The sequence below is a fragment of the Roseiflexus sp. RS-1 genome (assembly GCF_000016665.1).
In the GTDB taxonomy this organism is placed as follows: domain Bacteria; phylum Chloroflexota; class Chloroflexia; order Chloroflexales; family Roseiflexaceae; genus Roseiflexus.
Genome location: NC_009523.1, coordinates 5,510,107 through 5,534,767, shown reverse-complemented (window position 1 = coordinate 5,534,767; position 24,661 = coordinate 5,510,107). Strand labels below are relative to the sequence as shown.

General features: G+C 56.8%; 20 protein-coding genes. 10 read left to right on the top strand and 10 right to left on the bottom strand.

Features of this window, described 5'->3' with window-relative positions:
* The first annotated feature begins 42 nt into the window (after nt 1-42).
* The 5 genes from ROSERS_RS25450 (at nt 43) to ROSERS_RS22700 (ending at nt 6,258) form a co-directional block, all read left to right on the top strand.
* Entirely contained in the window at nt 43-1,236 is a 1,194-nt protein-coding gene (locus tag ROSERS_RS25450; RefSeq protein ID WP_011959084.1) for a glycosyltransferase family 4 protein, read from the top strand.
* Nucleotides 1,237-1,267: 31 nt separating this feature from the next.
* The gene (locus ROSERS_RS22715) at nt 1,268-2,248 is read left to right on the top strand and encodes a lysylphosphatidylglycerol synthase transmembrane domain-containing protein (protein ID WP_011959083.1); all 981 of its coding nucleotides are present in this window, start codon (nt 1,268-1,270) and stop codon (nt 2,246-2,248) included.
* Nucleotides 2,245-3,156: a class I SAM-dependent methyltransferase gene (locus tag ROSERS_RS25445; RefSeq protein WP_011959082.1), complete on the top strand. Its 912-nt coding sequence runs from the start codon at nt 2,245-2,247 to the stop codon at nt 3,154-3,156. Before ROSERS_RS22715 ends, ROSERS_RS25445 begins: the two co-directional genes overlap by 4 nt.
* Nucleotides 3,157-3,222: 66 nt before the next feature.
* The gene (locus tag ROSERS_RS25440; RefSeq protein ID WP_198136337.1) at nt 3,223-5,157 is read left to right on the top strand and encodes a DUF2079 domain-containing protein; all 1,935 of its coding nucleotides are present in this window, start codon (nt 3,223-3,225) and stop codon (nt 5,155-5,157) included.
* 72 nt (nt 5,158-5,229) lie between these two features.
* On the top strand, nt 5,230-6,258 hold the full coding sequence (locus ROSERS_RS22700) for a DUF2079 domain-containing protein (protein WP_041334373.1): 1,029 nt from the start codon (nt 5,230-5,232) through the stop codon (nt 6,256-6,258).
* Between the two features lie 102 nt (nt 6,259-6,360).
* On the opposite strand, the gene ROSERS_RS22695 is transcribed toward ROSERS_RS22700, so the two are convergent.
* The 4 genes from ROSERS_RS22695 to dnaN form a co-directional block, all read right to left on the bottom strand.
* Nucleotides 6,361-8,223, bottom strand: a complete 1,863-nt coding sequence (locus ROSERS_RS22695; protein ID WP_011959079.1) for a hypothetical protein — start codon at nt 8,221-8,223, stop codon at nt 6,361-6,363.
* 324 nt (nt 8,224-8,547) lie between these two features.
* Nucleotides 8,548-8,817 carry a hypothetical protein gene (locus ROSERS_RS22690; RefSeq protein ID WP_157041197.1) on the bottom strand — a complete coding sequence of 90 codons (270 nt, stop codon included), beginning with the start codon at nt 8,815-8,817 and terminating at the stop codon, nt 8,548-8,550.
* Nucleotides 8,818-8,836: 19 nt separating this feature from the next.
* Entirely contained in the window at nt 8,837-9,181 is a 345-nt protein-coding gene (locus ROSERS_RS22685) for a hypothetical protein (RefSeq protein WP_011959077.1), read from the bottom strand.
* An 8-nt stretch (nt 9,182-9,189) separates the two neighbouring features.
* Nucleotides 9,190-10,323: a DNA polymerase III subunit beta gene (gene dnaN / locus ROSERS_RS22680; RefSeq protein WP_011959076.1), complete on the bottom strand. Its 1,134-nt coding sequence runs from the start codon at nt 10,321-10,323 to the stop codon at nt 9,190-9,192.
* A gap of 210 nt (nt 10,324-10,533) precedes the next feature.
* On the opposite strand from dnaN, the gene ROSERS_RS22675 reads away from it, so the two are divergent.
* Together ROSERS_RS22675 and ROSERS_RS22670 are read left to right on the top strand one after the other, a co-directional pair.
* The gene (locus tag ROSERS_RS22675; protein ID WP_011959075.1) at nt 10,534-11,499 is read left to right on the top strand and encodes a threonine/serine dehydratase; all 966 of its coding nucleotides are present in this window, start codon (nt 10,534-10,536) and stop codon (nt 11,497-11,499) included.
* A gap of 69 nt (nt 11,500-11,568) precedes the next feature.
* Nucleotides 11,569-12,321 carry a sugar phosphate isomerase/epimerase family protein gene (locus ROSERS_RS22670; protein WP_011959074.1) on the top strand — a complete coding sequence of 251 codons (753 nt, stop codon included), beginning with the start codon at nt 11,569-11,571 and terminating at the stop codon, nt 12,319-12,321.
* 3 nt (nt 12,322-12,324) lie between these two features.
* On the opposite strand, the gene ROSERS_RS22665 is transcribed toward ROSERS_RS22670, so the two are convergent.
* From ROSERS_RS22665 to ROSERS_RS22655, 3 genes are all read right to left on the bottom strand, one after another.
* Nucleotides 12,325-13,341 carry an SH3 domain-containing protein gene (locus ROSERS_RS22665; RefSeq protein ID WP_041334367.1) on the bottom strand — a complete coding sequence of 339 codons (1,017 nt, stop codon included), beginning with the start codon at nt 13,339-13,341 and terminating at the stop codon, nt 12,325-12,327.
* A 16-nt stretch (nt 13,342-13,357) separates the two neighbouring features.
* Nucleotides 13,358-15,004, bottom strand: a complete 1,647-nt coding sequence (locus ROSERS_RS22660) for a hypothetical protein (RefSeq protein ID WP_011959072.1) — start codon at nt 15,002-15,004, stop codon at nt 13,358-13,360.
* Between the two features lie 93 nt (nt 15,005-15,097).
* Nucleotides 15,098-16,342 carry an MFS transporter gene (locus ROSERS_RS22655; RefSeq protein ID WP_011959071.1) on the bottom strand — a complete coding sequence of 415 codons (1,245 nt, stop codon included), beginning with the start codon at nt 16,340-16,342 and terminating at the stop codon, nt 15,098-15,100.
* Nucleotides 16,343-16,478: 136 nt separating this feature from the next.
* On the opposite strand from ROSERS_RS22655, the gene ROSERS_RS22650 reads away from it, so the two are divergent.
* Nucleotides 16,479-18,524: a diguanylate cyclase gene (locus tag ROSERS_RS22650; protein ID WP_011959070.1), complete on the top strand. Its 2,046-nt coding sequence runs from the start codon at nt 16,479-16,481 to the stop codon at nt 18,522-18,524.
* Between the two features lie 105 nt (nt 18,525-18,629).
* On the opposite strand, the gene ROSERS_RS22645 is transcribed toward ROSERS_RS22650, so the two are convergent.
* The gene (locus ROSERS_RS22645; RefSeq protein WP_011959069.1) at nt 18,630-19,556 is read right to left on the bottom strand and encodes a DMT family transporter; all 927 of its coding nucleotides are present in this window, start codon (nt 19,554-19,556) and stop codon (nt 18,630-18,632) included.
* Between the two features lie 187 nt (nt 19,557-19,743).
* On the opposite strand from ROSERS_RS22645, the gene ROSERS_RS22640 reads away from it, so the two are divergent.
* A complete protein-coding gene (locus ROSERS_RS22640) occupies nt 19,744-20,133 on the top strand; it encodes a phasin family protein (RefSeq protein ID WP_011959068.1) in 390 nt (129 codons plus the stop codon).
* A gap of 275 nt (nt 20,134-20,408) precedes the next feature.
* Nucleotides 20,409-22,907 (top strand): mannose-1-phosphate guanyltransferase, encoded by a 2,499-nt coding sequence (locus ROSERS_RS22635; RefSeq protein ID WP_011959067.1) that lies wholly within the window; start codon nt 20,409-20,411, stop codon nt 22,905-22,907.
* A 7-nt stretch (nt 22,908-22,914) separates the two neighbouring features.
* Here the strand turns inward: ROSERS_RS22635 and cdd are convergent, their stop codons facing one another.
* Both cdd and ROSERS_RS22625 read right to left on the bottom strand, forming a co-directional pair.
* Nucleotides 22,915-23,325 carry a cytidine deaminase gene (cdd, locus tag ROSERS_RS22630; RefSeq protein ID WP_011959066.1) on the bottom strand — a complete coding sequence of 137 codons (411 nt, stop codon included), beginning with the start codon at nt 23,323-23,325 and terminating at the stop codon, nt 22,915-22,917.
* Nucleotides 23,306-24,625: a hemolysin family protein gene (locus ROSERS_RS22625; RefSeq protein ID WP_011959065.1), complete on the bottom strand. Its 1,320-nt coding sequence runs from the start codon at nt 24,623-24,625 to the stop codon at nt 23,306-23,308. Before ROSERS_RS22625 ends, cdd begins: the two co-directional genes overlap by 20 nt.
* Nucleotides 24,626-24,661 lie beyond the last annotated feature (36 nt).

Sequence of the window (24,661 nt, the reverse complement as noted above, 5' to 3'; positions counted from 1 at the left end):
TCTAGATTTCTAGAAGCAACACGTAGAGATCAAAAGTCTGAGATGTCTCGAAAACGTATACTTATGGTAGCGCCGACCCCCTATTTCTCTGACCGTGGTTGCCACGTTCAGATTTATGAGGTTGCTCGTTCACAGCAACTAAATGGCAATAGTGTTGTTATTGTCACATATCACCTGGGCCGTGATATCGGTGAAATTCCCACCTACCGTATTCCTCCAGTTCCATGGTATCGCAAACGCTCAGCAGGACCATCCTGGCATAAACTCTACCTTGACTTTCTCCTGATGATACGTGTGCTTCAAGTGGCACGACAGTATAAGCCACACATTATCCATGCTCACCTTCACGAAGGTGCCGGTCTTTCTATCATTGTAGCCCGTATGCTTCGTGTTCCCCTCTTGCTTGACCTTCAAGGAAGTTTGACCGGCGAGATGCTCAATCACAATTTTGTTCGTAAAGGTAGCATACCCTATTTGCTTTTTCGCAAACTTGAACAGAAGATCATATCGCACGTAGACGGAATTCTTATGTGGAATTATATTAAGGAAACCCTTCAAAAACTTTTTATATTCGACTCCGGGAAGGTTTTTAGCGTTAATTACGGCGTTGACCTTCAGAGTTTTAGACCCCACAAAAAAGAGGATTTGGATGATCTCTACAATAACCTGCAAATACAGCGTAATCGCACCATAATCGTCTATCTCGGCGTGCTAAGCCCCTATCAGGGTATTGATCTTCTTATTGATGCAATTCCTCGCGTGTTGAAATTCCTGCCGGACGCGTACTTTCTCATTATGGGCTATCCTAATGAAGAATACTACCGCGTAAAGGCACACAATTTGGGCGTCTCTGACCATGTTTGTTTACCAGGACGCATCGACTACACGCAAGCAGCACGCTATCTTTCACTCGGTGATCTGGCAGTGGCGCCCAAACTTACATCAATGGAAGGAAATGGTAAATTGCTCAACTATATGGCTTGTGCTCTGCCGACAGTGGCTTTCGATCTTCCTGGCAACATTGCAACCCTCGCTGATACAGGAGTCTATGCCGTAACCGGTGATGTGCAAGCTTTTGCTGATCAGATTATCACTTTGGGAAGCGATCCACATCTCCGATCCGATCTCGGTAGACGCGCTCGTGAGCGCGCAGAGCGTTATTTTTCCTGGCACAGGATCGGGAGAGAAATTAACGATATATACGACGTTCTTCTTTCTAGAAAAGGATTAAATTGAAATTTTTGTCATCAAATTTTGGAGATAGCAGATGAAAAAAACGATTCTGAGAGTCTTGTTTACGATTTTCCTGTTCGTTTTGTTGATAAACCAGGTAGACTTTTCGGAAAAAGATGATCTTTTGATTCAAATTAGTCCGATATGGATGGTTCTGGCCATCTTAATGAATATATTTGCGTTATTAACGATAGTTTGGCGCTGGAAGGTCATTATCAACGGCATGGGTGTTCATAAGTCATTCCTTGATCTATTTTATATTAATCTAGTCAGTACATTTTTCGGTATGTTTCTTCCGTCATCAGTCGGTGGAGATGTGTCGAAAATGATAATGGTTGCCGAGAATACCTTAAATCGAGAAGCAGCAGCTTCTTCCGTACTAATTGATAGAATGATCGGTATGATCATTACTACCGTTATAGGAATTGTTTCGCTTTTTTTCTTGTCCAGCCTACGAGATAATCGTATTATCATGGGATCTTTGGTGGTGACTTTGCTGATTATTTCATTTTTTATTTTCTTAATTCTTAATCGTCGCGCTTTCGAGAAAATGATCAGTTTCATACCTCTATCGATAAGAAAGAGATTCGGAGGATCAATTTCTAAGATCGATCAAAGCATTGCAAGACTGCAGGGTGATCCAAAAATCTTAATCCTTGCGTCAATCATATCTATGTTGCGACAAATAGCCATATGCGTCTCTTTTTTCTGTGCAGGTAAATCATTTGGGATAAATGCGGAAATGGCTGTTTACTTTGTGGTAATTCCTATAGTCATGGCAGTTATAGTTTTGCCCATTTCAATAAATGGACTGGGTTTGCAGGACAATACAATGATCTTTCTTCTCGGCATGGCTGGAATTGGGTCTGTTGAGGCTTTATTCCTTTCAATTTTTATGCACATCACACGGAATATCACCGGGATTATCGGGGGAATACTCTTTGCCCTTGGACATCGACGAAATAATATATCGTCAGCTGTTTCCAAATTTTCGGAAAGAGAGAGATTCTTATGAAAGAGATGGTTTGTATCCTATGTCATAGCTCTGAGCGACGCCTGGTTTGTGCAGGAACCGATCGGGATAGTACTCTTGATAACCGTATTTATTACCTATACCAATGCCGTATTTGCGGTCTGGTTTACCTTAGTCCGCGCCCAGATACTCCAGAGGAGATAGCAGAGATATATCCGTCTACTTATGAAAGTTATGTAACAAAGAGACGATTTTTTGTAATGATGATGAGAAAAATTGCGTGGAGACCTGAAATTGCAGAAATTATAGGAAGGACATCGCCAAGTAGCAATATTATTGAGATAGGTGCTTCCACAGGAGAGTTTCTCCACGAACTACGCAAAAATGGACGTAAATTTCTGACTGGCGTCGATATTAACTCCGAGATTGCAAAGATTGCAAAAGACAGGTACAATCTGAATTTTCTCGTCGGTCAATTAGAAAACTTGAATCTTCCGGCGAGAAGTTTCGATATGGTAATCATGCGCCACGTACTCGAGCATTTGCCTGACCCAGTGCTAACTATGAAAACAGTTGCAAATATCCTGAAACCTGAAGGATACTGTATTATTACCGTTCCTAACATCGACTCACATACATCACGTATATTTGGTCCCGATTGGTATGGATACCAGATTCCTCGACATTTCTTTCTTTTTCCACAGCATACACTGACAAGAATTTTCGAGATTGCGGGATTACATATTGAGCGAGTTATTCACAGTGCAGCTCCTAACATATGGATCGGCAGTGTTCGATTTTGGCTCGCCAGAAACGGATACAAAGGGCTTGCGCAATTGATGCACTATACCAATCCTCTGGCAGTAGCCGCTTTTGCTCCCCTCGGTATTTTATCGATGCTTCTCCGCTCAAGTGGCGTTATTCGTGTCATTGCTCGACGTTCGACATAATTATATTATATGCGAATATCACCTCTTAGTCGTAATGTTATTCATGACCCTGTGCTCTGGGTAGCAGTGATCATCTATCTAGTGATGATCGGTTGGTTGAGTATAGCCCGTTACATGGGTTTCAACGCAGGTGTTCTTGATTTAGGGACTATGTATCAGGCGATTGCTTCAACACTTAGAGGTGAACCGCTCATAGTAACATCTCCTCAAGGAAACGTCTCGCGACTTGCAGGGCACTTTGAACTTATCTATTATGCGTTTGCCCCATTGATTGCTCTATGGCCTGATCCACGAGTACTGTTGATTGGACAGACATTATTGGCGGCAAGTGGCGCTTTTCCAGCGTATGCGATTGCGCTACGTCGACTGGATAGTGTGCTGGCTGCACGTAGTATTGTGCTGATCTACCTGCTCTACCCGGTTGCCCTTACCGCCGTCCTCTTCGACTTCCATGGCGATACACTGGCCATGCCTATGATTCTCTGGTTAGTCGATGCTCTTGAGCGACGTAGTAGGTGGTCAGCGGTTGTCTGGGCGGGTTTGTGCCTCCTGTGTAAAGTGTATGTTGCTGTCGCTGTGGCAGCAATAGGCGCTTATTTCTTTCTGTGGGGCGGACAACGCCGTGTCGGTCTGGTGACAAGTGTATCTGCAGTAGCCTATGGTGCGTTGGTTTTTTTTGTCCTGCGCCCCCTCTTTGAAGATGCTGGTGGAAGTCGCATTCACAACAATTATGTAGAGCAGTACTTCGGGGCGTTTGATACATTGCTGAGTACTGTCGGTGAGCGATTGCTCAATGCTCTGGTAGTCGTTGGTCCGGTGTTGCTTTTGGCATGGCGCGGGTGGCGATGGCTTTTTGTATCTACTCCTATTCTGTTTGCTGTGCTCATCAGTACTGGTCCTGGTACGACCTACCATTATGCTTACCATCACTATGCGCTGGTGGTGCCATTTATAGTTTTATCTGTTATTGAAGGTGCTGAAAAGCTTTGCCATCTGGTAAAGGTAGATCAAAAGAACGGTATAATCTCTGCTTCGGGAAACATGGTGAAATCCTCGGTCAAAACCCTTAATTCCTTCCAAAGGAGCTGGCGTTCCGACCTGGTATTCTGTACCGTAACTACTGTTCTCACAAGCGCAGCTCTGGTCGATATACCGCTAAACCCAACTTTTTGGGTCGGTTTACCAGGTTTAGGAGTCGATCAGGCTTCTTATGGCATAACATCGCGTGATTTTGTAAAGTCACGATTCCTGACCAACCACGTGCCACCAGGCTCCCCTATAGCCGCTTCAATGTTTCTTGGAAGTCACGTGGCGGGACGTTCTGAGCTCTACGTTCTGCGCTATCCAGACGATCCTGGTGGGGTGCGACTCCCCATTATTATCGATAAAATCGATTATGCTGTCGCTGATGCTCTATTTGACTGGAGAACCACTATAAATGGTCGTATGGTCGGAGGAGTTGATTATGAGGCGAAGGAAATATCAATCCTGCTGAACAATTCTAATTTCGGTTTGATCTACCAGGAGGACGGACTTCTTCTCTTTAAGAGGGGCGTAACTGCCGAAGAATCATTGCTTCAGAAGATCGAGTTTGTGAAAGGTTATAAACTAACACAAAAACAGATAGCTGATTTCGGTCCTGTGCGACTGCTCGAAGCCCGGATAGATTCGTCAGAAAATCGGTTATTCCGTGCTTATTTTTCCTGGAAGTTGGTAGGAGATTCGATAGATCGACGCCTCATCGCCGTTAGTCGTCTGGAAGGGGTAGATGGCGGCAGAGTCGTCCATTTGCCGAGCGCTTTCCTGAAACCAACAAATACATGGCCAACAGACCACGTTGTCGTGGAGCAGTTTGAAATTCGCCTTCCTGCCGATCTACCTCCTGGAAACTATCGCTGGATCACGGCGTGGTATGATCCAACACACACTGACGCATACGCGACCGATCAACGTAGTCGCATCGGTAATGAAGTTGTGATTGATACTATCACTATACGTTAGGTATTATAGTCATTCTCATAGAGGTTTGACCTGTTGGAGCAGGTTAACCACTCCGCTGCAGGCTGGCGCCTCGTGCAATATCGCAGATATGGACGACAGTCAACATATCTGAGAAATGCTGTAATCCTTACAATTGCGTTGACCCAACCATCGGATGCGACCCGGCGCGCGCGACGTTCGTGGCGCGGCGATCTCGGCTTTACCGTCGCAGTGACGGCAATCTTCAGCGCATTGCTGGTCAATACGCCGCTCAATCCGTTGTTCTGGTCCGGTGTGCCGGGGTATGGCTTCGACCGATCAATCTACGGTGTTACTCCACGTGACGCGCGCCTGGCATCATTTCTGGCAACCCGTGTACCGCCCGATGCGCCGCTCGCCGCTTCGACCTTCGTCGCTACCCATCTCGTGAACCGCGAAACCGTGTATCTGGTGCGCTACCCGTTTGAGGCGCGCGCCGAACGCCTGCCATCGCTGTTGCCGCAGGTGCAGTATGCGCTGCCTGATGCGCTCTTCGACTGGTACCTGCACCTCGATGACGGGTATGGCGGCGGTCTCGACTATGACCGCGACGCGATCACAACCCTTCTGAGCGATCCAGCATTTGCGCTGGTCGATATGGAGGATGGATTGTTGCTGTTCGCGCGTGACGCTGCCCCTGATCGCGCGTTGGTCAACCGCCTGTCGCTCATTCCTGACAATGGCGCACCAGTGTTGCAACGGTTCGGACCGTTCGACCTGGTGCGCGCACAGGTTGATACGATCGCGCCGCGCCGGTTACGGGCGACGTTTGTGTGGCGGGTGCGCGAGGCGTTGCCGCCAGGCGCACAGTATGTCGCGGTGAGTCGGCTGGAGGGAGTCGCAGGCGCGCGGTTTGTCCATGTGCCCGGCTACGCACTGCGACCGGCGTGGGAATGGCGGGAGGGCGATGTCGTCGAAGAGACCTTCGATGTGGTTGTGCCGCCTGATACGTTGCCCGGTCGCTACTCCTGGCGTGTCGGTTGGTACGATGTGCGTCATCCCGATGCGGCGCTGACCGACGAGCGCAGTCGGATGACAGGCACAGACGAGTACCCTGTTGCGATGATCGAAGTAGAACAGTGATCGAACGCTGCACACTATACGGGCGCAGCGCAGCTGCGCCCCCTGCGCCAGGGAGAGCATTCGACGTTCATGGCGCACCTTCGGACTTCACGGCGAACGTTATCACCCCTGTGCTGCAATTGTGCGTTCAATCCGCTCCTGAACCTGTTTCAGCGCCGGGTTATCGGGGGCGACTTTGATCGCCTTTGCGATAGTTTCGCGCGCCTTCTCCCATTCGCCAAGTTTCGCATAGGCGACCGTCAGTGCGTGGAGGTAATCGGTATCACGTGGCGAATTGGCGACTGCCGCCTCCCACTGTTTCATCGCCATCCACCACATGCCTTTGCGCTGCAGCGCCAGACCGGTGTTGAACAGTTCGTAGTCGGTCGAGCCGTGTACCTCAGAAACGAAACGCTCCTTGGGTCCGTAGAAATCGCGCCAGCTCAACCCGACCAGCAGCATAAAGAATGCCTTGATGCCAACATCGATCAGCACAACTGTCCCAAAGATGCCGGTGACCGCAGCGGCAGCAGTTGCGGCTTCTGATGAAGGCAGAAGCGCCTGTGCCTGAGCGATGGCGTCGCGGATTGTCGCAGCGGCGCCGAGCGCGCCAAGCAGCGATCCGCCGAGTTGCAGCGCGGTCAGTACGGCAATAATCCAGTATGCCCAACGGGCGCGGTTCAGCATTGCGCGCGCAATCGCAATTTGCCCCCCATAGACCAGGGCGATGATCACACAGACCACCACAATGATGAGCGGAAAATCGGAAAGACTGCCCCTCACCGAGTTGTACAACACGAGCGCGCCAATCAACCCTGCGATAGCCCCCAGAATCCCCAACACGCCGCCGAGAACCCACAGAATGCCAAGGATCGACAGCCAGGGAGAACGCTGCGCGCGCGCCGGACCGCGAATCATCAGGCTGCGGTCGCAACGGCGGCACCATGCCCGATCCGGCTTGTTCAGTTCGCCGCAGTACGGGCAGCGGTCGCGCGTGGGGTCGCCTTCCTCTGGTGGTAGTTCTTTCTCTTTCCGGCGTGATTTCGGCGCTGGTGTGGCAACCGGTGCAGTCATTGTCGCGCCTGCTGCGCCAGCCGCTGCCGTGGCGACCATTGCGGCAGCGGTCGGTTTGGGCTTGCTGAAGAGCGCAAACCGGCGGGCGGGTTGGTCTGTCGGTTGGGCGGTGTTGGGTGCTGGAGCAGCGCTGGCGGCGTCGGCGGCGGGTTCAGGTTTGCCGAAGAAGGCGAACCGGCGGGCGGGTTGGTTGGCTGGACGCGGGGCGTCGGACGCGGGAGCGGGAGCGTCGGCGGCGGGTTTGGGCTTGCCGAAGAGGGCGAAGCGGCGGGCGGGTTGGTTGGCTGGACGCGGGGCGTCGGACGGGGCGGCGGCAGCGGGAGTAGGTTTGGGCTTGCCGAAGAGCGAGAAACGACGAGCAGGCTTTTCAACGGTTCCGTCAGCGGACGTTTTGCCAGCAGCAGACGCAGGACTGTCAGACAGGCGAGAGTCGCGAGCGGATGCCGGTTTTGCCGACGCGCTCGACTGAGATGCTGGCGACGGACCGTTCGTCGCAGGGGGCAGTTGGAAAAGCCCTCGATCTGCATCAGACGATGCCTGTGGCGGCTGATTCGCTTCCTGGGACGGCGTCGGACGCGCCATAGACGATGGGGACACCGATGATGCCTGACCGTCAGGCGGGGCGCCTGCGGATGATGAGGTCTTCTGCGCCTGCCTTGCTTGTTGATCGAGCCACGCAATTCCCTGACGCGCATGTGGGTTCAACGGATTGATCCGCAGCGCCTGCTGCAGACAGCGCCGCATATCAGCAGGGTCATCCACCACACCTGCAAGCCAGACCCACGCCTCGTCGTTGTACTGATCCGCCTGGATGACGCGAACGAAGAGTTGCCGTGCCAGGGCGCGCTGTCCGGAGCGCGCTGCCGCAATACCTTGCTGGAGCAAATCGTTGGTCGTTGTCATGAATGGCATGCTCCATTCCCTGAGAACCAAGAACCGAGAACTGAGAACCGAGAACCAGGAACCAGGAACCGAGAACTGAGAACCGAGAACCAGGAACTGAGAACCAGGAATCAGTCAGGGGTTGGGGAACCTTCCCACGTGCAACGTGCAACGACCTTCCAACCCCTCACACCTCGCGCCCCTCACCTCGCGCCGCTCGCCTCTTACGCCCCTCGCTTCGCTCGCCTGTGTCGTGGCACACTTCTCCGACTATTGACAGCATACGACGATGGCAAGGAGAAGACAAGAGAGAAGGTAGTACTGATGAAGAATAGAACCAGGGGGTACGGCGTTTTAGTCGGGTATGGAGGAGGAGTGGGCGTGTTCGACAGACAGATCAAGACCATTGCGCCAGGCGCGATACCACAGTAACACCAGCGCTGCCAGGACAGGACCGTACGCCACCGCCGCACTCTGATTTGGAAGCAGGTTCAGACTGCTCAGAAAGATCAGTCCGCCTCCTGCCAGAAACAGAACCTGTTCGAGCCGCGTCAACCTGAGCAGTCCAACGTGGATGATATAGTGGCTCCACACCAGTGGTGTAACGAGGAGTGTTGCCGGCAACAATAGAGTTGAATAAGATTTACAACCCCACGCTGCGCAGCACGATTGCCACGGCGACCAGCGCGAAAATGAGACCCGGAACGAGATAGATCAGCGCAGGACCGATGCTGCGCACGTCGGGCAGTGCAGGACCGGCACGCGGCGCGCCGACTTCGATCCGCTGACCGCGCCAGTAGGTCACTTTGCTGCGGGTTGGAGGTCCGCCCGCACGCCGCCAGACACGCCATCCTTCGCGCAGCAGATAACCCGCCGTCACCCCCAGAACCAGTGTCACGAAGGGCCAGGGCAGGTTGCGGCTGTTCGTCAGCACCGCAACCACGGCAATCAACGCCAGCCAGCGCCAGTATGTGCGCAGCAGGTCCATTACAAACGTCAGCGCACCGTCATCGGCATGACGATGTGGATATAGCCATCAGCGCCGACAGGCTTGAAGACTGCCGGATGCTGCGGCGATTGCGTTTCCAGCGCGATTTGCGGCGTGGGAATCGCAGCGATTGCATCGGACAGGAATTTGACGTTCAGCGCAATCTGCCCCCCGTCGCCCTGGATCGTTGCATCGATCTGCCCTTTGTTGTCACCAACCTCGACCGCATTCGCACTAATGGTGATCCGTCCTGGTCCCATCTCGCCGCCCGGTTCCATGTGCAGTCGCACGATATTCGAGGAAGCGACGGCGAAGAAGGATGCCAGTTTGACGGCTTTGGTCAACTCCTGGCGGTCGAGAACGGCGCGTGTCTGATACTGCTGTGGGATAACCCGATCAACATCGGGGAACCTGCCTTCGATCAGGCGCGACACCAGATCGACGGTACTGGTATGGAAGAGGACCTGCCCGCCGCCGGGCGTGATCATCATTTCGACGGGGCTTTCATCGTCATCGACGATCCGTGCCAGTTCGGTCAGCGCGCGCGCCGGAATGATCAGTTCCTGCTGTTGAACAATCGGTTCCGGCAGTTCGATAATCCGCTGCGCCAGACGGAAACCATCGGCGGCGGCAAAGATAGCGCGGTTGTCGCGCAGGCGGAGTTGCACACCCTGAAGGACAGGGCGGGTTTCTTCCGTCGCTGCCGCGAACGCCACCTGTTCAATCGTCTCACGGAGCAGCGCCGGTGGGAAGATCGCAGCCGGCGTGCGGTCGTCGATCGTAGGGATCGTTGGAAACTCACCGGCTTCCGTGCCTTTGATGTTGGTCTCGAAGCGGGCACACTTCAGGTTCAGCGTCTGAGTGCGCACATCGAGCGTCAGATCGATCCGGTCGTTTGGCAGGCTGCCGACCACGTCGCTCAACAATTTTGCCGGAACGGTCACGGCGCCCTCGTCCTCGATTTTGGCGCCGATCCAGCAGGTGATCCCGATTTCGAGATTGGTCGCCGCCAGTTTCAGGCGCCCATCGTCGCTGGCAAGCAGGATGTTGCTGAGCACCGGCAGGGTGCTTTTCCCGGCGACGGCGTGACTGACGATTGCCAGACCGCGTTTCAGATTTTCCTGAAGGCACGAAAGCTTCATGAGCGACTCCTTGAGATGCTCGTGAGAAAACCATGACGAGCAGGGCACAACCTCCAGGCGCCCGCAATGGGAGCGAACCGCCAGCGGCGCGCAAAAACCTGGGGTTGTTATTATACCATCTTTCGCGGGTGCATTGACGCAATGCTCACTCACCGATACAATGCACGATTGAATCATGACTCCCGCACGCAACAATGAAGGTACGCACACATGACTGACCTGCTGCACGAGGTGTTGCGCGCTGCCCGGCGGCTGCGGCGCGCGCTCCGTCCAACCCCGCTCGATGAATCGATCCGGCTCGGCGCGTTGACAGGCGGCCGGGCTTTGCTGAAACTGGAAAATACCCAGCCGACCGGATCGTTCAAAGTGCGCGGCGCGCTGAATGTGTTGCTGGCGCTGCCGCATCACGTCCGCGAACGTGGCATTGTAGCGGCGTCATCTGGGAATCATGGGGCGGCGGTCGCCTACGGCGCGCTGACGCTCGGTGCGCCGGCGCTGATCTTCGTCCCTGAAGACACCTCGCCGGTCAAGGTAGATGCCATGCGCGACTTTGGCGCCGATGTGCGGATGTATGGCGATGATTGTGTCGTCGCCGAAAGGTATGCGCGGGCCTATGCCACCGAACATGGGCTGACCTACATTTCGCCCTACAACGACCCGCTGGTCATTGGCGGGCAGGGAACGATCGGTGTGGAACTGGCGCGTCAGATTGATCGGCTCGATGCCATCCTGGTCGCGGTTGGCGGCGGGGGGTTGATCAGCGGCATTGCGACCTATATGAAGGCAGTGCAGCCTGATGTGCGGATTATCGGGTGTTCGCCGATCAATTCGCCAGCGATGTACGAGTCGGTGCTGGCTGGCGAAGTTGTGTCTCCGCCCATTCTGCCGACCCTGTCGGACGGTACAGCGGGCGGAGTGGAACCGGACGCGATAACGCTCGATCTCTGCCGGACACTGGTTGACGAGTGGGTGCTGGTGTCCGAAGATGAAATTGCCGCTGCGATGCGTCTGATGATCGAAACCCAGCACACCCTGGTTGAAGGGTCGGCGGGGGTTGCGGTCGCAGGGTATCTGCGACTCAAAGACGAGATGCGCGGCAAGACGGCAGCGATCGTGATCTGTGGCAGTAATGTGAGCCTGGCAACGTTGCGAACCGTGATCGACATGAGCGTTTGACAGGTGCGGTACAATGCTCCGGGTTGCCAGAGCGGGCAACATGCTCCAATGGAAAGGATAGGGTCGCCAATGGCGCGGATTCCGATCGCTCTGCAATTGTACTCTGTGCGCGAGGATGCTGCGCGCGATCTGCAAGGGGTGCTCGCCGCAGTCGCGGATATGGGGTATGAGGGGGTCGAATTTGCCGGGTACTATGGTCACGATGCTCGCACAATCCGCAACTGGCTCGATGCGTATGGCTTAAAGGTCGCCGGAGCGCATGTCGGCATCGAAACGCTGCTCGGCGACGAACGTGAGCGCACGGTTGAGTTTCATCAGATCCTGGGCAATACCACACTGGTCGTGCCCGGTCTGGCGGAACAGTGGCGCAGCTCGCGCGCTGCCTGGTTGAAGACGGCTGCGACGCTCAACGAGATTGCGGTTGCGCTCAAGCCATATGGGATGCGCACCGGTTACCATAATCACCATATCGAGTTCGTCCCGATGGAGGGTGAACTGCCATGGGATACGCTTTTCGGCAATACCACCGATGATGTCATCATGCAGTTCGATACCGGAAATGCGCTGCACGGCGGCGCGCAGGCGGCGCCATTCCTGCGCCGGTATCCCGGTCGCGCCAAAACCGTCCATCTGAAGGAGTACTCGGCAACGAACGATGCTGCGCTGATCGGCGAAGGCGATGTGCCGTGGGCGGAGGTGTTCGAGTTGTGCGAGACGATTGGCGGGACTGAGTGGTATATCGTCGAACAGGAAAGTTACGCCTACCCTCCGCTTGAGTGTGTGCGCCGCTGCTTGCAGGCGCTCAAGGCGATGGGCAGGTAGGCGCTACCGCAGGAAGGCGCGGAAGACCCAGCCTTCCTGCGTCCCCGCCCGCACCCGCACCCACCTGTCTTCACCGCTGCCTGCGGTTTCTCCCAGATCAATGACGTCGTCGCCGCGCTTCAATGTTGTAACGACCGGATAATCGATGCCAGGACCGGCGCGCAGGTTCAGGCGCTCGACAGCGACAGACCATATCTGCGGTGCAGCGGTTGGCGCTGCCTGCACGTCAACCTGCGGAGTGGCAGGGAGGGTCGTTGGCGAGACGACATCTTCTGGCGGCTCGGAGATCGGACGGCTTGTTATCGGCAACTGCCAGGCGGCAACTGTCTGGATGATGGCATCGCGGTACACAAAGCCGGTTGCACCAACCACCAGCAGCGTTGCCGCCATCACGACGATCCGCTGCAACCGTCGAGGTTTGGGTTGGGGTGGCGTCAGCATCTGTTCCACTGTCGGCATCTGAACAGGGTGTGGCACAGGTCGTTGAGATGGACGGCGCGTTCGCAGCATTACGAGCGGCGGTTCCTCCTCTGACTCAGCGACATTGCCCGACAGAACCGGCAGTGCACCGGCAATCGGCGGCGCCGGTTCGGGGCGAATGATGCGTCCTTCCGGAACTATCTCCGGGCGCATCGGTTCGCGCGGTGGTGCGGCGGTGCGGGAAGACAGATGACGGATCACGATCATCGAAACCAGGAGTGCAATCAGGCTGCCGATCGCAAGCCCCGCTGTGGTTCCATCGATCTGTCCCACCAGACCTGTTGTGCGCTCAAACATGTATGACGCCGCTTCGATCATGATCTGCATCAGCGCCACCGCACATCCGACGAATGCGAACAGGGCGGCAGCGATCGCCAGTCCATCCAGCACAAAAGCAGGCGCTCCGACCGGCTTCCCGGCAAACCGGCGCGTGCGCGTCCAGATTCGCTCCAGTTCCAGCAGCACTACTGCGCTGAGCAGCAGAGCGATGATGATCGATGGCGAACCAGACACGGTAACAATCGGTGAGAAGGGAGACATATGCGCCTCGTGCACATCAAGACGACAAAGGCGTATTGGATTCATCGACAGTGCGCCAGCCCGACTCTTCCTGCGAATGCGAAAGATGACGCTCCGATGACTGCCCGGCAATAAACAGGTTCTCTTCGTTCATCTCCAGAATGCTCTTCAGCGTTTCTGCGAGCAAAAGGCGGCATCGAGGGTCGGCTGCGTGATTGCAGAGCGTTGGATCGTCGGTCAACCCACAGATGATCGTCTCGATTGTTTCTGGACGTTCTGCGATCGTTCGCGCGGTGTACTGGAATGCCCATGCCTCTTGAGTGCTCAACAGTTCGACCCAGCGCGCCACAATCTCGAGCCGTGAGGTCTCGCCGCTCCATAGCGGCGGCGCCGCCCATGGCAGTGAGACATCGCCATCTGCTGTTTGCGCCTGATCAAGCGCAGCTCGCCAGGCGACCCATTCAGGAGGATCGTCGCGCCCGTCCTCGTCGTCGTGCATGGGGGAGACATGCGTCGGGACATGCTGATTGTCGTTCCGAGGATCAGCGTCACACGCCGGAGCGCATGTTTCTGGTGCGACCATTCGCCATGCAGACGTTTCGTTTCCTGTCTCTTCGACGTTGGTGCGCTCATCTTCCCAAATCGGGCTGATCGATGCAGTATGGTGCGCTGATGGGAGGGGCTGATCGGCGCCGATGTCATCGTGTTGTACGGGACCTCGCGCATCTGCCGCCTGTCGTGCCCCGATAGTCTGCGAGTCGGACAGCATCGGGCGCAGCGCAGGTGCATCCAGCGCAGGCGGATGCGCAAGAATCTGCACGGCAGGTCGCAGCAGTTCGAGATTACTGGCGGCAAGTGTGGCTTTGAGCACCGTATCGTGCCACAACTCATCGGTCATCGCTGTGATTGCGTCCCGTTCCTGATGCGGGGCGAAGCGCGCAGCGACCCGGTGCAGCGAGCGGTGCACTGCGGCGTGAATAATCGGTTCAGCGGTTGCTGGTGTGTGCAGTTCGCCATCGCGTGAGCGCAAGCGGTAGAAACCGCCGACTCGTACTGTAAACGTCGCACCGGGCTGGCTGCTTTCGAGCACAAGTGACAAGATCAGCGGACGATCACGGAATTGCTCATACACTGTCTCGGCGAACTCGCGGGCGTGATGATCAAGTTCGATGGCCACATCGGCGCGTCGTAACGCCAGCCCCAACTGATCGAACCGCTGCGGCAGTTCATTGCCGCTCATGAGCGCTTCGAGGAGGTATTCTTTGAGCAATCCGCTCTGTTCGATACCGAGTTTCTGCGCAATGGCACGCGCGCGCTGAACGATTGCCGCCTCGAATTCGTGCAGCACGTCGGCGTGCTCGACGGCGATGCGCTCGGGTCGCACCACCTGATAGACAAGCCGCAGCACAGCAGTGAACGCATACCCGACATCACACGAGTCGAGGCGCAGGTTGAGTTCGAGCAGACGTTCGCGCAGATCCACTTCACGGTATTCGAATGGCCAGTCGAGATAATCCGAGAGAGTTCGGCGCGTATTCGCGGGAATAATGGAAATAACTCGCCCGCGACGGGAGATGACCAGCGCGATGTGCGGTTGCGCGGTAAGGGGCGCAAAGCGCACGATCTCGCGCCATCCGCGGCGACGGATGGGACTGACCAGCGGATCTGACTGATATGCTTCCATATCGCCGCTCCCGTGCATTCCTGCGATCTTCCAGCATAAAGGGAACGATGAACGCACCTATGAGGATACGGCAGATAACAAAAATGCAACGTTTCAGTCGCGATAGGACACGGCTGCATCGGCAACATTCGCCGGATGACGGGTAAGGTGGCGATCGAGCAGCGCCAGACCGATTGCCGAGCCGATGCCGACCACCAGACAGACCAGCCAGGGGAGTGCTGGTGCGCCAATGTGGTATCCCAGGCTGTACAACGCCCCCCCGGCATAATTCCCGATCCCGCCGCCCAGCGCCAGCGCCAGTGCGCTGACGCCGAAGTACGAGCCAAGCGCCGTCGGATTCGCCAGTTCGGCAGCGACCGTCTGTTGTCCCGGCGCAGCCAGCAAGGCGCCAAATGAAAAGATCGCCACACTCGCCAGCAGCAGCCCGGTCGTACTGGCAAGCGCCACGCTGCCCAACCCCAATGCCATCAGCGCAATGCCGATCAGCAACACCGGGAGCGGGCGCAACCAGCGTTCGGCGATGCGCACCACCGGATACTGCAACACGATGCCCATTCCTGCATTCAGGGCGTAGAGCCAGCTCACGGCATCAGCAGTCCCGGCAAGCGTGCGCGCCGCCAGGGGAAGCGAGATGGTCATCTGCACCCACATGAACCAGTATCCCATCAGCAGCACATTGAACGCCATGAAGCGCCGGTCGCGCAGCGCAAGCAGAATGCCCGCCAGCAGTTCACCGCGTTCGGTTGCAACCTGCACCGGCGGCAAGAGCAGCAACGTCACAGCCGCAGCGATGAAGAAACAGCCAGCCGCCGCAAGCGCAACAAAGGCAAAATCGATCCGTAGCAACACTGCGCCCGCCAGCGGACCGAGGGACATCCCCAGGTTGCGCACGACTCCCAGCACTGCAAAGTACCGGTTGCGCTCTTCCGGTCGCGTAAGCGCAACCATCGCCGCCGACGATGGCGAATCGAACAATGCGCCGCCAATCGCCGCCATGAGCGCGCTGATCATCAGCAGCGGATAGGTTGACGCAAGCGCCAGCGCACTGAAACTGACCGCACGAATGAACATGCCGACGACGATCAATCCCTTCGCGCCGAACCGGTCTGCCAGCGCGCCGCCGAAAACGGTCAATCCCTGCTGCGTTAACTGACGGATCGCCAGCACCAGTCCTATCGCTCCCGCCGACCATCCCAGGTCATCAACGTAGCGTATCGATATAAGGGGGATAACCATGAAGAATCCGCCCCACATGAGGAAAGTAATCACCAGCATCACCACTGCGCCGCGTCGTCGCTGTGCAGGTGGAAGGAGCACCGGGTTCCGTGCGTCTGTCATCAACTCGTCATCCTGACTATACGAGCGGCTATGGACGAATACCGTCGGGCATAGTAGCATGGAACATCACAGGCGGCGAGCTCGCTCAAAAATCCACGGCACCCGGTATCGACAGAGGCACGGAAAGTTTGCATCTATGACCCAGGCAGGTCACAGCGAAACACGGCAATCCGCCGATGCTTTGCTTCAGGCGCGTGCTGTGAACAGCGCAGCCCATATCCGGGTTGTTGCCGATACTGGCGATGGCGTCGAGCACAAATCGGTTGCGCAGACGCTCAAACGCGAACGACAGCTCAATCTCCTGACGCAACTGTTGCACAGTGCACACGACATTGAGAGCATCATGCCTGAATTGATGCGTCTGGTTGTTGACCTGGTCGAAGCAGACGCTGGCGCACTCCCGCTGATCACACCGGACGGTGAGAAACTGGAGTTTCGCTACACCTTCGGGGTGCCAGAGGCATTGCAGGGGCTGCATCTCCCCCGCAGTTCTTCGCTTGCCTGGAAGATCATTGACGAACGTTTGCCAGCGCTGGTGAACGGCTATCATCGCAGCGAGCGCGCGCTGCGCGAACTTGTTGAGCACGATGTACGCGCCGTCGTTGGTGTGCCGGTCGTTGCCGATGGGCGACCGATCGGCGTCCTCGCGGTCTATCGTATCGGACGCGATGAACCATTTACGGTTCACGACCTGAACATTCTGACGGTTATTGGCAGGCAAATAGGACTGACCATTGAGCGCCTCCGGCACTATCAGGCAGCCATTCAGGAAGCGGAGCGCCGGGCGGCGCTGTTCAACGCCAGTCAACAGATCGGCGCGATCCTCGATCTGCCGCACCTCTACCGGGCTATTCATCAGGCGGTAGCATCGCTCATTCCCTGCGATTCCTTCGCGCTATCCCTGGTCGATCCTGGCAGTGAGCGATTGAACACTGTCTACTCCAGCAGTGACCAGCCCGATCAGGACAACCATACCCTGGATGATGCAGTGGCGCAGGCGATTGCTGGCGGACAATCGCTGTGCATCACGGGTGGCGGTCGAGACACGCGCCTGCTGATCGTCATGCGGCGTGGCGACCGGATATTGGGCGTGATGTCGGTGCACGTGCGCGCGACCTGCGTGTATTCAGCCAGTGACCTTGAGATGCTTGATCAAGTGGCGACGACGGCTGCTATTGCGATTGAGAATGCGCGTCTTTTTGAAGACGCACGGCGTGAAGCGGACGTGCGCACCCGTCTGTACGAAGCGAGTCAACGTCTCGGCACCCTGTTCGATCTGAACCAGATCTACGACGAGATCTATCGCGCCACGATATCGCTGGTTCCGTGCGATGGCTTTCTGATTGCGCTCAAGATGGGTGAGCAGGGTCCAGCGGGGGTTATCTACTGCGTCGGGCGCGCATACAGCAAAGCGTGCGCCGATCTGGCGAACCGCGCAATTACGAACCGGGAATCGTTGCGCTGTGACCATGATGAATGCGGCAGCAGCGTGCTCGTTGCCGTCATGCGGCGCGGCGGGCGGGTCATCGGTGCAATTCTCGTTCGTGCGTCTCGACCATATGCGTATACTGACGCCGACTGCAGCGCACTCGAACTGCTTGGGGCGACGGCGGCGATTGCCATCAACAATGCGCACCTGTTCGCCGAAGCGCGTCGCCATGCAACCATTGATGAACTGACCGGCGTCTGGAATCGACGTACCTTCTTCGAGAATGTCAGACGCGAGTTTCAACGCAGTCAACGCACGTTGCATCCGCTGGCAATCCTCATGATCGATGTTGATCATTTCAAGTCGGTCAACGACACCTACGGGCACGCAGCCGGTGATCAGGTGTTGCGTGGCGTGGCAGAACGTTGCCGCAATCAGTTGCGCGTGATTGACATTATCGGTCGCTACGGCGGCGAAGAATTTGCGGTGGCGCTCCCTGAAACCGACATCCACGCCGCCGGACAGATCGCCGAGCGCCTGCGCATCGCCGTTGAGCGTGCTCCATTTGTGACCGATTACGGATCGATTTCGCTCACGATCAGTGTCGGCGCAGCAGTCTATCATCCCGATGATCACGTCACGCTTGATGCCGTCATTGATCGCGCTGATCGGGCATTGTATATCGCCAAGCGCAGCGGTCGCAATAGTGTTCGTGTCTGGTCATATCCGGCGACGACGGTGACTGACGGATAAGCTATCTTCCTGGTTCTTCGGAGTATGCCGAAGAACCAGGAACAGAGAACCAGACGCTGCTCGCCGTCCGCTCGCTTCCACCTGCCATCCGAAATGTCCTCCTGTTTATTGTGGCGCGCCTTCAATCTGCGCCACCAGTCGCGGCAGAACAACGGCAACCAGGATCATGCCCATCCCTGCGATTTGCAGAGCTTCGAGGCGCTCGCCGAGCAATGTGACGGCGATGAGTGTCGCAACCGGCGCTTCGATCACTGAGATCAGTCCGGCGACCTTCCCTGGAATGTGACGCAACGAAAGGGTGAACAGCGCATACCCGCCAAGGGTTGGACCGATAGCAATGATTGCCAGGATCGCCCAGGCTGCCGGGGTCTCGATTGCCCAGATATACGATCGCGTCATTGGAGCGAGTTGATCGGCTGCCAGCGCCAGCGCCAGGAGCGTGAGCGAGCCGAAGGTCATCGTATATGCCAGTGTCGCCCACGGACTGATGGACGGTGCATTGCGCTGACCAACCAGCACATAGACGGTATGGGTCAGCGCAGTCAGCAAGCCGACCATCGCGCCCAGCCAGCTGATCCGCAGGATCGCAGGATCATACGCGCGGACAACGAGCGCGCACCCTGCCAGCGCCAGCGCCAGCGCTGCCAGATGCACCTTCTTGATCGGTTCGCGAAACAGCGCCCACGCGCCAAGCGTGACAAATGCGGGATAGGTGTAGATCAACACAACGGCAATCGCCGCACCGTTCAGAGTCACCGACCAGAGCCAGAGAGCGTGGTAGATGCCGATGGAGACCATCCCGGTCAACGCAAGATGTCCGACGGCGCGCCTGCCGATATGCAAGAGCGAAGGACGGAATGCCAGAAGCCCGCCGCCGCAAACCAGCGCGATCAGCAGATCGCGCCAGAGCGCCAGCGTCAAACCAGGAGTTGCATACTGTGTCATGAGGTACGCCAGACCAGGCGCTGTCGATGCCCAGACGACCGCTGCGAGCGCACTGAGCGTATAACCGGTGTGGGGTTGGGGTTGCATAATACCGATGTTCCTTTTGAATGCTGCGCCGGTACCGGCGCGATATTTCTGCTACAATGACAGAGAGGAGCATGTCGCTTGACTTCCTTCCATCATGGTGCTATACTACAGCCATAACGCAGTGCGTTATGAGCGTGGGACGCGACATGATCCTTCGTGAACATATCGTAGCAGCAGGAGGTCACCCATGACCGAGGAAGTCGAAGTCAAAGTCACCGAAGTCGAGGAGAGCGCCCCTGGCGCCAACAAGTGGATCATCGATGGCATGCGTCGGTTGTTGCTCGCCAGCTTTGGCGCCGTCGCTATGACCTTTGATGAAGTCGAAGCATTCGTCAAGAAACTTGTGGAGCGCGGCGAACTCGCACAGAAAGACGCCGAGAAGTTGCTGCACGAAATGCAGCAGCGTCTGACCGCCAATCGCCCGCAGGTGGAGAAGGTGAGCGACCGGGTCGAGCAGGGGATGGAGGAGTTTCTCAACCGGTTGAACATTCCGTCCAAGCGCGATATCGATGAACTGAGCGAGAAGATCGCGCAACTGGCCGCGCGCGTTGAGGAACTGCGGAAGAGCCAGGGATAACCGAAGTCTGACGCCAAATCAGTACGAACAACCGGAAACCGGGAGGCGCTGTCGCACTCCCGGTTTCTGTGTCAATTCTCAATTCTCAATTCTCAGTTCTCAGTCCTCAGTTCTCAATTCTCAATTCTCAGTTCTCAGTTTTTGGTTCCCGGTTCTCAGTTCTCAGTTCCTGGTTCTCAGTTCTCAGTTCTCGGTCCCCGGTTCTGGTTTGCAGCACATCCCCATGCTATACTGATGCCATGCACAAAACCGGCACATCAAAGGCGAGGTCGTCGATGAAGGCTGTGGTCATGGCTGGCGGTGAGGGATCGCGTTTGCGCCCGCTCACAATCAACCGCCCGAAACCCATGGTGCCCATTGTTGATCGCCATGTTCTGGCACATATCATCGAGTTGTTGAAACGGCACGGCATCACTGAAATTGTGATGACCGTTCAATATCTGGCAAATGTTATTCAGGATCATTTTGGCGATGGATCGGCATATGGCGTACATATCGAGTATTCGCTCGAAGAACAGCCGCTTGGCACAGCTGGCAGCGTCAAGAATGCCGAACGTCTTCTCCGCGAGCCTTTTCTGGTCATATCCGGCGATGCGCTGACCGATTTCGATCTGAGTAAAATCATCGAATTTCATCGCAGCAATGGCGCTACTGCGACCATTACCCTGACCCGCGTGCCCAATCCGCTCGATTATGGCGTCGTGGTGGTGGATGAACGCGGGTATGTGCGTCAGTTTCTCGAAAAGCCGAGTTGGGGCGAGGTTTTTTCTGATACGGTCAATACCGGCGTCTATGTCGTCACTCCGGAGATTTTCCGCTATATCGAAAAAGGTGCATTCACCGACTGGTCGAAGGATGTCTTTCCCAGGATGTTGCGCAGCGGCAATATTCCGATCGGCTATGTCGCCGAGGGATACTGGACGGACATCGGCACCATTGAAGAATACATGCGCGCCAGCCGCGACTATATGCAGGGCAGGGTCAATCTGCCGCGCGTCGGCGAACGCATCTTCGATGAGGTATGGGTTGAGGGGGATGTGGAGATCGCGCCCGACGCACAGTTCCACGGCCCGGTGTTCCTGGGGCATGGCGTCAAGATCAAGGGCGGCGTCATCATCCACGGTCCTTCGGCTATTCGTGACTATACCATTATCGACACACGCGCAACGATTGATCGGTCGATCATCTGGCGCAACTCGTACATCGGCGAACGCGCTGAACTGCGCGGCGCCATCGTGATGCGGCAGTGCAATATCAAAAGCCGCGCCGTACTGTTTGAGGGGTCGGTGGTTGGCGACCAGACGATTATCAATGCTGGTGCGGTTATCGGTGCAAACGTCAAAATCTGGCCCAGCAAAGAAGTTGAGGAAGGCGCAACAATCAGTTCCAGCATCATCTGGGGGTCGCAGGGACGTCGCGTACTGTTCGGTCGGTCAGGAATATCGGGGCTGGTCAATATCGACCTGACGCCGGAGTTCGGCGCGCGGCTCGGCGCCGCCTTCGGCGCTACGCTGCCACGTGGCGCCGTGGTGACGACCAGTCGCGATACGCACTACACGCCGCGCATGATTAAGCGTGGATTGGTCGCTGGACTGCCGTCCGCCGGGGTACACGTCGCCGAATTGCACGATGTGCCGCTGCCGGTCGCACGTGTCATCACGAAGGCGATCAATGCTGCTGGCGGCGTTCACGTTCGCCTGTCGCCACTCGATAATCGCGTCGTAGATATCAAGTTTTTCGATGCCGATGGTCTTGATATTGATACCGCCACCGAGCGCAAGATCGAAGGGATCTTTTTCCGTGAAGATTACCGGCGGGTCTATCTCGACGAAATTGGGCGCATCAACGAGGTTGAGCATATCAATCAGATCTACACCGACATGTTCCTTGGCGCGTTGCGTCCTGATGCGCTTGCCAGCATTGCGCGCAATTTTCAACTGGTGATCGATTACGCCAACGCGAACACGTCAAACTTCCTGCCAGCGATTCTCCGTCGCCTGCACATCGAAGCGGTCGAACTGAATGCCAACCTCGATGCGCAACTGCTCTTCCAGACGCCGCAACAGTTCGAGGCGGGCATGGAACGGCTGGCGCGCATCACGCCGGTGCTCGAAGCGTCACTGGGCGCCCGGCTCGATGCAGGCGGCGAGAAACTCTTCCTGGTAGACGACACCGGACGACGCCTGCCAGGGATGCAGGCGCTGGCGGCGGTTACCGCGCTGGCAATGGCGGTCAACGGCGGCGGCGCTGTTGCAGTGCCGGTGACGGCGCCACGCGCATTTGAAGTCATAGCAGCCCGCTACGGCGGTCAGATCGTGCGCACCCGCGCCACGCTTGGCGCGCTGATGAGAACGGCAGCCGCTCATCGCGACATGTTATTGCTCGGCGATGGCGCCGGCAACCTGATCTTCCCCTCGTTCTACCCCATTGCCGACGGTATGTTCGCCATCGTCAAGATCGTAGAGTTGCTGGCGCTGCAACAGGTGCGTCTGTCGGAGATCGTGCGCGATCTGCCGCACTATTTCATGAGCCAGGCGCGCGTTCCCTGCCGCTGGGAGTTCAAGGGCAAGGTCATGCGCATTTTGAACCAGCAGTATCAGGATCGCAAACTCGATCAGGTTGATGGCGTAAAAATCGATCTTGGCGATGAGTGGGTCTTGATCCTGCCCGATCCCGATGGTCCCTTCTTTCACGTCATTGCCGAAGGCAGCAGCGATGAACAGGCGCGGGTGCTGGCGGAGAAGTATGCCGGGTTGGTGACCGGCTTACAGTAACAGCAGGTTACTCGTCGAAACTGGCAGAGGAGAATCCATCAGGCAGCAACTCGCCGATCAATGCCACGCGCCACGCGCCGCGCAGGTTTGCCATGACCACAATGGCGCGCGGCGCAAGTTCGAAGATGACCTGACGGCACCCGCCACAGGGACTCACCGGTCCAGGCGTGTCGGCGATCACTGCCAGCGCGACAATCTCGCGTTCGCCAGCAGCGTAGGCGTTGAACAACGCCACCCGTTCGGCGCAGATCGTCGATGGGTACGCAGCGTTTTCGATGTTGCATCCGGGAAACGTCACTCCCGACGCCGTCAGCGCCGCAGCGCCAACGGCGAACCGTGAATATGGGCAGTACGCCCGTTGGCGCGCAGCGGCAGCGACAGCGAGGAGATCGGCAAGATCAGGTGTCAGGGTGTGCATGTTCCTGATCCTCATTGTCGCGCACAGCGTGAACTTCGTTTTCCTGCGGTAAACGGTACTGCAGGCGCAGTCGCCGCAGGCGTAACCCATCCATCGAAAGCACCGTGATGGTCACATCGCCATCCAGATGCACCGTGTCGCCAACCTTCGGCACGCGACCCAGGCGCTCGAACACGATCCCGCCGATCCGATCCGACTCTTCCGACGTCAGGCGCAGACCGGTCAGGTCATTAATGTCATCAATCGGAACGCGTGCATCCACCTCCAGATCGCCAGCGCCAAGTTCTGTGATCGGTTGCTCATCGACGTCGTACTCATCCTGAATTTCCCCGACGATCTCTTCGATCACATCTTCGATGGTAACCAGCCCGGCGGTGCCGCCATACTCATCGACGACGATCGCCAGGTGCACTTTGCGCGCTTGCAAATCCTTGAGCAGGGCATCGACTTTCATCGTATCGGGGACGAAATGCGCGGTTCGCAGCAGTGATCCTATTGACGCCTCTCGCTGCCCGGAGCGCAACCAGAGCAGCAGATCTTTGGCGTACAGAATCCCCACAATATGATCGATGGTCTCGCGGTACACCGGAATACGCGAATGTCCTTTGGCGATGATCACATTCAGCGCCTCATCGATGGACGCCGTTTCCTCGAGCGCGACAATATCGACCCGCGGGATCATCACTTCGCGCACGGTTGTATCGCCGAAGGAAAAGATGCCCTCGATCATTTCCCGCTCATCCGGTTCGATCAACCCCTCTTCTTCGCCGACATTCACCAGCAGACGCAGTTCTTCTTCGGTCACCAGCGGCATCTGTGGCGCCGCCTGACCGCTGGCGACGCGGATGAACGGGCGGGTCAGCAGTTCGACCACCCAGATCAACGGCGCCAGCACGCGGGCGCTGAGCGCCATCGGACCGGCAAGCGCCTGCGCAGCATGGGTGGGATTGCTGATCGCCAGCGCCTTGGGCAATGCTTCGGCGAAGATCAGAATAAGGAACAACAACCCGCCAAGCGCAGCGATCTGCCACTGAAGCGGTTGACCGGCGCATAAGCGCAACAGCAGCGCAGTTGCAGCAATGGTTGCAGCGCTGTTGAGAAGCAGAATGGTCGCTTTGAAGCGGTACGGTTCGGTAAGCAGGCGGTCGATCAGTTGCGCACGCCGCCTGTCGCTCTCGTGAAGCAGCCCGAGACGATGGCGTCCAATCGCGGTCATTGCAGCATCGACCGCTGACGTGAATGCCAGGAGCAGGAGACTGACGATAATACCTGCCAGAACCAGGCCAGTTTCAACGTCCAACGTGCCAATCCTCAACCGTGCGGTCGTGCGATGTCG

What these genes read in the sequence shown, in the direction of transcription:
- cdd (WP_011959066.1), bottom strand. Translation starts at nt 23,325, where the DNA reads ATGCACACCCTGACACCTGATCTTGCCGATCTCCTCGCTGTCGCTGCC.
- ROSERS_RS22675 (WP_011959075.1), top strand. Translation starts at nt 10,534, where the DNA reads ATGACTGACCTGCTGCACGAGGTGTTGCGCGCTGCCCGGCGGCTGCGG.
- ROSERS_RS22635 (WP_011959067.1), top strand. Translation starts at nt 20,409, where the DNA reads ATGAAGGCTGTGGTCATGGCTGGCGGTGAGGGATCGCGTTTGCGCCCG.
- ROSERS_RS22715 (WP_011959083.1), top strand. Translation starts at nt 1,268, where the DNA reads ATGAAAAAAACGATTCTGAGAGTCTTGTTTACGATTTTCCTGTTCGTT.
- ROSERS_RS22670 (WP_011959074.1), top strand. Translation starts at nt 11,569, where the DNA reads ATGGCGCGGATTCCGATCGCTCTGCAATTGTACTCTGTGCGCGAGGAT.
- ROSERS_RS22660 (WP_011959072.1), bottom strand. Translation starts at nt 15,004, where the DNA reads ATGGAAGCATATCAGTCAGATCCGCTGGTCAGTCCCATCCGTCGCCGC.
- ROSERS_RS22665 (WP_041334367.1), bottom strand. Translation starts at nt 13,341, where the DNA reads ATGTCTCCCTTCTCACCGATTGTTACCGTGTCTGGTTCGCCATCGATC.
- ROSERS_RS22685 (WP_011959077.1), bottom strand. Translation starts at nt 9,181, where the DNA reads ATGGACCTGCTGCGCACATACTGGCGCTGGCTGGCGTTGATTGCCGTG.
- ROSERS_RS22645 (WP_011959069.1), bottom strand. Translation starts at nt 19,556, where the DNA reads ATGCAACCCCAACCCCACACCGGTTATACGCTCAGTGCGCTCGCAGCG.
- ROSERS_RS25450 (WP_011959084.1), top strand. Translation starts at nt 43, where the DNA reads ATGTCTCGAAAACGTATACTTATGGTAGCGCCGACCCCCTATTTCTCT.
- ROSERS_RS22640 (WP_011959068.1), top strand. Translation starts at nt 19,744, where the DNA reads ATGACCGAGGAAGTCGAAGTCAAAGTCACCGAAGTCGAGGAGAGCGCC.
- ROSERS_RS22650 (WP_011959070.1), top strand. Translation starts at nt 16,479, where the DNA reads ATGACCCAGGCAGGTCACAGCGAAACACGGCAATCCGCCGATGCTTTG.
- ROSERS_RS22655 (WP_011959071.1), bottom strand. Translation starts at nt 16,342, where the DNA reads ATGACAGACGCACGGAACCCGGTGCTCCTTCCACCTGCACAGCGACGA.
- ROSERS_RS22695 (WP_011959079.1), bottom strand. Translation starts at nt 8,223, where the DNA reads ATGCCATTCATGACAACGACCAACGATTTGCTCCAGCAAGGTATTGCG.
- ROSERS_RS25445 (WP_011959082.1), top strand. Translation starts at nt 2,245, where the DNA reads ATGAAAGAGATGGTTTGTATCCTATGTCATAGCTCTGAGCGACGCCTG.
- dnaN (WP_011959076.1), bottom strand. Translation starts at nt 10,323, where the DNA reads ATGAAGCTTTCGTGCCTTCAGGAAAATCTGAAACGCGGTCTGGCAATC.